General features: G+C 56.6%; 3 protein-coding genes. All 3 read left to right on the forward strand.

What is annotated here, in order from left to right; translation table 11 throughout:
• The first annotated feature begins 314 nt into the window (after positions 1-314).
• The 3 genes from OK142_RS24905 to OK142_RS24915 all read left to right on the forward strand — a co-directional run bounded on the left by OK142_RS24905 (position 315) and on the right by OK142_RS24915 (position 6,708).
• The gene (locus tag OK142_RS24905; protein WP_052114351.1) at positions 315-2,099 is read left to right on the forward strand and encodes a methyl-accepting chemotaxis protein; all 1,785 of its coding nucleotides are present in this window, start codon (positions 315-317) and stop codon (positions 2,097-2,099) included.
• 101 nt (positions 2,100-2,200) lie between these two features.
• Positions 2,201-4,297, forward strand: a complete 2,097-nt coding sequence (locus OK142_RS24910) for a putative bifunctional diguanylate cyclase/phosphodiesterase (protein ID WP_037094827.1) — start codon at positions 2,201-2,203, stop codon at positions 4,295-4,297.
• Complete coding sequence (locus tag OK142_RS24915; RefSeq protein ID WP_498685700.1) at positions 4,294-6,708, forward strand: putative bifunctional diguanylate cyclase/phosphodiesterase; 2,415 nt, start codon at positions 4,294-4,296, stop codon at positions 6,706-6,708. Before OK142_RS24910 ends, OK142_RS24915 begins: the two co-directional genes overlap by 4 nt.
• Positions 6,709-6,906: the final 198 nt, after the last annotated feature.

Below are 6,906 nucleotides of genomic sequence, written 5' to 3' on the forward strand. Positions count from 1 at the left end.
ATCAACGACCAGAATGACCTGCTCGGGCGCCTCTTCGGACTTCAAAAGGTTAACAAAGCGTGAAAATGCCACCGTTCGCGGGGTAGTCTCAGCCTACTGCAAGGTTTGCGACAAGCCCGTTTTACCACTTGCGACAAAGACACGCGACACGAAAACGCCTGATTTTCCGGGGGCGGCCGATCTGTTGCAGGTTTTAGGACTTCTGCGAAGACAATCAGCCTAGAAAGGACGAACTCAGACCGCTTGAGACCACTACTTTAACGATAAGTTAAATGCGCTTTGTCATCTTTAATCATCTTCAGGAGTGATAATTGATGACCGCTTTCCTTCCCTTCAGTAACGATTCGCGCATCGTGCTCGACGCTTTCAGCAGATCCCTGGCAATCATCTCGTTCACGCCAGATGGAACGATCCTCGACGCGAACGAGAACTTCTGCGAGGCAATTGGCTATGAACGCCGTGAGATTATAGGAAAGCATCACCGAATCTTTGTAGAACAAAAGGAAGCACTAAGCGCGGAGTACAAAGAGTTCTGGACAAAACTGGCGAAGGGTGAATACGACCAACGTCAATACAAACGCATCACGAAATCAGGCAATGAAATTTGGATTGAGGCCTCGTACAATCCCGTGATCCACCGTGGTAAAGTGATAAAAATCGTCAAGATTGCTACGGATATCACAAACGCGAAACTGGAAAGCTTGGAAAGCGCAGGCAAGCTATCTGCCCTATCACGAGCGCAAGCAATAATTGAGTTCACGCCCAACGGAAAAATTCTGACCGCCAACCAGAACTTCCTTGATACGCTCGGTTACGAGTTGGAAGAAATTGTAGGAAAACACCACAGCATATTCTGCGAAAAAGAATATGTGGCGTCCTCCGAATATGCACAATTCTGGCCCCGTCTGGCAGCAGGCGAGTTCTTCAACGACGAGTTTAAGCGTTTTACGAAAGACGGAAGCGCAATTTACATACAAGCAACCTATAATCCAATCTTCGATGCCGAAGGCAAGGTCTTCAAAATTGTCAAATTCGCGACAGATGTAAGCGGGCGTGTGCGGGCGCTACAGGAGATAGGAGCTGGTTTAGGGCGGCTGGCCGATTGCAATATCCGCATTACAATTGATGAACCGTTTGTCTCGGAGTTCGACCATCTCCGTCACGATTTCAATGAGTCACTCGCCAAGTTCCAGGAAACGCTTGAGCAGGTACTGGCGCAGACCTCAACCCTTTCCTTAAAGAGCGGCGAAATGAGCGAGAGCGCCAGCGGTATCGCCCACAGGTCAGAACAGCAGGCTGCCGCTCTAGAGCAAACGTCTGCCGCCCTTGAGCAAATAACAGTAACAGTGCAAGAATCAACGGAACGCACGGGGGATGCACGTAAGCTCGTGCGTGAAGCACGCGCTGCAGCGACCCAATCAGTCGCGGTCGTTACCTCCACTGTCGAGGCCATGGACCGGATAGAAACCGCGTCAAAAGAAATTTCCAGTATCATTGATGTGATTGATGAGATCGCGTTCCAAACCAACCTCCTCGCATTAAATGCCGGAGTCGAGGCAGCTCGGGCGGGCGAAGCCGGAAAGGGGTTTGCGGTCGTCGCACAGGAAGTGCGTGAGCTTGCACAGCGGTCAGCGCAGGCCGCCAAGGAAATCTCTGGTCTCATCGCCAATTCTACCAAAGAGGTGAAGGAGGGCGTGCGATTGGTTGGAGAAACCGGCAATGCCCTCAAGCATATCGAAGAGTTCGTTCAGTCAATTGACACAAATGTCGAGGCCATTTCCATCGCTGCGTCAGAGCAATCGACAAGCCTTTCCGAGATCAACTCCGCAGTCAATTCTCTGGACCAGATGACGCAGCAGAATGCCGGTATGGTGAGCAGCATGAGCGCGATTGCAGCGGCCCTCGCCAATGGCGCGGCTGACCTCGAACATCTTGTTGCGCGATTTAAGTTAAATCGCCGCAAATGGATACGGGAACCGGGTTCTGATGCAGCAACGCGCGGTCCCGAACACAGAGGATATGGTAAGAATACAATCTACCTTCCCTCCCAAGACAATACACCCTCATCGAGGACTCCTAAGTTTATGGCCGTGACCTGAACGATCGCGGAGATAGTTCCCGTTACAGTAGAATCGTCTAGGCCATAGCCACTGTGCTGCATAATCTCATTGATTGTCTTCAACGCCAATTTTGAAAAATCATGACGAAAATTATTGGATGTATAGTCGATTATCATAACTTTTGGCTGGTCCTACTGGCTGCAATGCTCTGCCTTAGCGGCTCATGGGTGACGGCGCGGCTGTTCCTGCGGATGGCCGGCACGGTAGGCGGCCAGCGATATGGCTGGCTGTTCATGACCGCGCTCGCGGCCGGGGTTGCGATCTGGTGTACGCATTTCGTCGCCATGCTCGGCTATGACGCCGGCGTGCCGATCGGCTTCGACCCGGTGATGACGGTCGTTTCGCTGCTCATCGCCGTTGTGGGCAGCACGATCGGCTTCATGCTTGCCGGAAGTCGCTGGACACGTTTCACGCCTGCGTTCGGCGGGGCGATCGTCGGCCTGGCGATCGCGGCCATGCACTATGTCGGCATGATGGCTTACCGGGTGCAGGGCATCGTGTCATGGAACATGACCTATCTGGTCGCGTCCATCGTGCTTTCTGTCGGCCTGTCTGCCCTGTCGCTGCATCTTGCCATGCGCTCGGACCGGCACGCGGCAACTCTCATGGCCGGCGTATTCGCTGTAGCGATCGTCGTGCTGCACTTCACCGGTATGACCGCATTCCGTGTCGAACCACTGCTTGTAGATGGCTCGTTCTCGAACCCGCAAGCTTTGCAAACACTCGCCATCGCCATTGCGGCCATGTCCTTCGTTATCGTCGGGGCAGGGTTGGTCAGCTACCTGATCGATGACAGCTCGCGTGCGGATTCAATGGAGCGGTTGCATCTCCTGGCAATGAACGACACGCTCACCGGCTTGCCGAACCGCGCAAACTTCAATGAACGCCTCGACCTTGAAATGGCGCTGGCCAGCGAAAGTAAGGGTAGGCTCGCCCTGATCGGTATCGACCTCAACCGCTTCAAGGAGATCAACGACCAGCGCGGCCATAACGCCGGCGACGAAGTGTTGCGCGTGCTCGGCCAGCGCATCAAGGGTCTGCTACGCGAGGATGACGGCGAATTTGTCGCCAGAACCGGCGGTGATGAATTCTCGGCCCTTTACCGCATGGACGATGCAGATGGTATTTCCGACTTGCTCGCCCGTCTTGAGGAAGCCCTGTTCAAGCCGATCCAGTTCGATGGCGCGGAGATCGTACCGGGCGCGAGCTTTGGCGTGGCGGTCTTCCCCGACGACGCCACCGACAGGGAAAGTTTCATCAACAATGCCGACCTTGCCATGTATCGAGCGAAAGCTGATCCGCTGCGCAATATCTGCTTTTATGAAGCGGGAATGGATGAGAAGATAAAAGCGCGTCGATCGTTGGCCGCCGATCTGCGCCACGCGATCGCCCGCAATGAACTATCGCTGCATTATCAGGTTCAGACGGCGGTCTCGACGGGCGAGATACGCGGTTATGAAGCACTGCTACGTTGGGAGCATCCGCAGCTAGGCCCGATCGGCCCGACCGAGTTCATCCCTCTGGCTGAGGAAAGCGGACTTATTCTGCCAATCGGGGAATGGGTACTGCGAACCGCCTGCTTGCAAGCGGCCACCTGGGAGCAAGCCTACAAAGTCGCGGTGAATCTGTCGGCCGTGCAGTTCGTCCATGCCGATCTACCCCGCATCGTCATGGAGATTCTGGTTCAGACCGGTTTGCCCCCCGAACGACTGGAACTCGAGCTGACGGAATCGACGATCTTCGCGGACAGGGAACGCGCGTTGCATATGCTGCGGCAGATAAAGGGTCTCGGTGTTTCCATCGCGCTCGATGATTTCGGGATCGGTTATTCCTCGCTCGACACGTTGCGTGCTTTCCCCTTCGACAAAATCAAGATCGACCGTTCTTTCTTCTCGTCCACGGTTGCCAATCCGCAGACGACTGCAATCATTCGAGCCGTGCTGGCGCTCGGCAAGACATTCGGCATTCCGGTTTCTGCGGAAGGCATCGAAACCTACGATCAGCTTTCTATGCTGAACGCTGAAGGGTGCGAAGAAGCGCAAGGCTTCTTGCTCGGTCACCCTGCTGCTCTTGCCGATATTGTCAGTGCTGGACAGATCGCGGTGGCGGGCGAGAATCGGGAACCGAAAGAATTTTCCACGCCAGAAGCGCTGAAGCAGAGACTTCAAAACCGATGACCGATAGCGGAGGGACATTCCAGAAAGTGAGCATCGCTATGCGCAAAGCTCCTGCACCGCCGGCCGTGACCGAAGCCTTTGTGGGGCCAGACACCATCATGCACATCGCGATTTCTCGTCTCGCCCGATTCGTCGCCGTGCCGCGAGACAACCCGGAACTGCTACGGGCGCAATTCACCGCACTCTCGCGTATGATTCCGCTGATGTACTTGATCCTCGTAGTCAATGCTGGGGTCCTCGCCGTTGTCTATTTCGGCAGCGCGCCGATCTGGCTAACCGCCTATGTATCGCTGGCATTGACCGGGGCATGTATGGCGCGGCTTGTGGTCTGGTGGCGCAGGAGGCATGTCGTCCTCTCTGACGAAAAGGTTGTCCGCGAGCTGGTGCGGACCAACAAAATCACGGCCATTCTCGGCGTAGGATTCTGCACCTGGGCCTACAATCTCTACCCCTACGGAGATGCTTTCCAGAAAGCCCATATCGGCTTCGTCCTGACCGCCTCGATGTTCGGAACGATGCTGTGCCTGATCCATCTGCGCTCGGCGGCGTTGATCCTCACCGCGATCGTGGGAACCTCCTTCGTCGCCTTCTTCGGCGCAACCGGGATTCACACGCTCGCCGCGATGGCCTGCAATTTCCTTTTCGTCACGGTGAATATCGTCATTGTCGTGATGCTTCAAAGCCGTGATTTCGCCCATCTGGTCAATGCCCGAACGGAGGCACGCGCCAAGCATGAGGCACAAAGCCGGCTGCTGAGAATGATCGATGATATGCCGGTCGCAGTGATGACGGTCGATCCGGCTACGCTCAACATCACCTATGCCAATGAGACTTCAAAAGAACTGATCCGCAAGATCGAACACCTGTTGCCGATCGAGGCCGACAATTTGGTCGGCACCTGCATTGATGTCTTCCATAGGAACCCACAACATCAGCGCCGAATCCTGGCCGACCCGAAGAACCTGCCGCACAATGCGCGTATCAAACTCGGTCCGGAAGTTCTGGACCTGAAGGCTTCGGCGGTCATGGCCGATGACGGCAGCTATATCGGCCCCATGCTGACCTGGGCGCTCGTCACGCGGGAGGTCGAAGCTGAAAGCCGCATCCGCCAGCTCGCGCATTACGACACGCTGACGGGGCTACCCAATCGCGTCACCTTTCGCGAGGAACTAGCCAAAAGCCTTACCACGCCCGGCAATCGTGCCGGCCTTCTCTATCTCGGCCTCGACGGCTTCAAGCTCATCAATGACACGCGAGGCCATTCTATCGGTGACATATTGCTCTGCCAGGTCGCCAGCCGCTTGCGCACGATCTGCAACGGCCCGGCCATGACGGTCGGCCGCCTCGGTGGCGATGAATTCGCCGTGCTGGTCCCGCACAACAACATGGAATCTGCAACGGCCCTTGCCAGCAGGATCATAGAGGCCCTGAGCGTACCCTACGACCTCGACCATGACAGAAGCATTCAGCTCGGCGCGTCTGTAGGCATCGCCCTTGCTCCGGAACATGGGGGGAGTGCCGACGCCCTGTTTGCCCGCGCCGACTTGGCTCTCCACGCGGCCAAGGCCGCCGGCAAGGGGCAGGCGCAAATCTTCTCGCCCGATATGGAAACCCGCGTTCAGGACCGTGTGCACCTCGAAGCAAAGTTACGCGCTGCCCTCAATACCAAAGATGGCCTGTTCGTCTTCTATCAGCCTATCATCAATATCGAGACCGGCAAGGTGACGGCCCGCGAAGCGCTCGTTCGCTGGCATCATCCGGAACGAGGCTGGATTTCGCCGGGCGAGTTCATCCCGATCGCTGAACAAAGCAGCCTCATCGACCGGATTGGTGCTTTCGTGCTCGCAGAGGCATGCCGGGATGCCGTAGGGCGTGAGGACGGCGCGCGGGTCGCCGTCAATATCTCGGCCAACCAGCTCGGCAAGGGCACACTCGCCCAAACTGTGCTTTCCGCCTTGGTCAGCTCCGGCCTGTCACCGGATCGGCTGGAAATCGAAGTGACCGAAACGGCCCTGGTGGACGCGGAGGCAGGCAGCATAGATGATCTGCGCCGCATCCGTGACATGGGCGTGCGGGTCGCGCTCGATGATTTCGGGACCGGCTATTCCTCCCTCTCGCATCTGCGCATCTTCCCCTTCGACAAGATCAAGATTGATGGCTCGTTCGTGAAAGAAGCCGTCGATCGGCCAGAAAGCGCCGCCGTGGTCAAGGCCGTGGCGGACCTGGGCAAGCGCCTCGGCGTGACCACCGTTGCCGAAGGCGTCGAGACGCAAGCGCAGCTCGATCGCATCCGCGAAGAAGGGTGCACTGAGATTCAAGGCTACCTCTACGGTCGGCCAGCACCAAGCGATAGGGATGCGGCGAAGATCGAGGAACTGAACAAGAGCGCCGCCACGATCAAGGCGGCGTGAGCAGGACTTACCGACTTGGACGAAATCAGCGGCTCGAATTCCTCTCGACCACTGGCAATGTAAGGGCGCAACGCTGTTCCGGGCTTGTCGCAAACCTTGCAGTAGGCTGAGACTACCCCGCGAACGGTGGCATTTTCACGCTTTGTTAACCTTTTGAAGTCCGAAGAGGCGCCCGAGCAGGTCATTCTGGTCGTTGAT

It is taken from the genome of Agrobacterium sp. BT-220-3 (assembly GCF_025910175.1).
Classification (GTDB): domain Bacteria; phylum Pseudomonadota; class Alphaproteobacteria; order Rhizobiales; family Rhizobiaceae; genus Agrobacterium; species Agrobacterium oryzihabitans.